This is a genomic window from Blautia sp. AF19-1 (genome assembly GCF_003479155.1).
Classification (GTDB): Bacteria; Bacillota; Clostridia; order Lachnospirales; family Lachnospiraceae; genus Fusicatenibacter; species Fusicatenibacter saccharivorans.
Genome location: NZ_QUGQ01000058.1, coordinates 1 through 983, shown reverse-complemented (window position 1 = coordinate 983; position 983 = coordinate 1). Strand labels below are relative to the sequence as shown.

The following is a 983-nucleotide window of genomic DNA, read 5'->3' as shown; positions in this document are numbered from 1 at the left end:
AGTAAGGGGATTACCCATAAATATATTGTAGTAGTGATGAGTTAGACGCGCAAGATTTTTGATAAGAACGAGAACAAATGTTTGATATATTCCTATGTATATGGTATAATGTTTTTATGGGAAAAGATATGTTTACAATTAATAAAAATGATCTTTCATATGGTAGAGGATATGTGTACTCTCTGCAGTATCATCTGGTCTGGTGTACAAAGTACAGAAAAAAGGTTTTAAAAGACGGAATTGATGTGGAATGCAAAGAAATGCTGGAAAGTCTTGCACAGGAATATAAATTTCAAATCCTGGCTATGGAGGTTATGCCGGATCATATTCATCTGCTTGTAGATTGTCGACCACAGTTTTATATTTCAGACATGATCAAAATCATGAAGGGGAATCTTGCGCGCCAGATGTTCCTTTTGTATCCAGAGCTAAAGAAAGAGTTGTGGGGAGGGCATTTGTGGAATCCGTCTTATTGTGCAGTAACGGTCAGTGACCGGAGCCGTGAACAGGTACTTGCTTACATAGAAGGTCAGAAGGAAAAATCCCGTTAAAACCCGGAGGAGAAAGCGAATGAAAATCATATCCAGTTATGGTGTAGAATTACGAAAACAGAATATTCCAATCCGCCAGACACTGGAGATTTACCGTTCTGCTGTCCGCTATCTGGTCGAAGTGTATGAATCTGTATGGGAAGAACTGGCCCAAATTGAGGAAAGTAAGAAACGTTTCAATGCAGCGGAACATCTGGTGCATACAACGAAACGGAATCCGGCCCGGTTTGATTTTGATTTCTGTTTTTCCAAGATGCCATCCTATTTCAGACGGGCGGCAGTCCAGCATGCGCTTGGGAGTGTATCTTCTTATCGGACGCGTCTGGAACAGTGGAAAGCAGAGGGACAGAAAACAGGAAAGCCGTATCTGAAAAGTGAGCAGTATGCCATGCCTGTTTTTTACCACGATGTCATGTACCGTGAAAACACAGA

At 41.2% G+C, this 983-nt stretch carries 1 protein-coding gene and 1 pseudogene; both read left to right on the top strand.

Annotated features, from left to right (window positions below):
- Positions 1-116: 116 nt before the first annotated feature.
- On the top strand, positions 117-551 hold the full coding sequence (tnpA, locus tag DWX26_RS16605) for an IS200/IS605 family transposase (protein ID WP_118601796.1): 435 nt from the start codon (positions 117-119) through the stop codon (positions 549-551).
- Between the two features lie 19 nt (positions 552-570).
- Positions 571-983 (top strand): annotated as a pseudogene (locus DWX26_RS16600) (IS200/IS605 family accessory protein TnpB-related protein); the annotation flags it as partial.

What these genes read in the sequence shown, in the direction of transcription:
- tnpA (WP_118601796.1), top strand. Translation starts at nt 117, where the DNA reads ATGGGAAAAGATATGTTTACAATTAATAAAAATGATCTTTCATATGGT.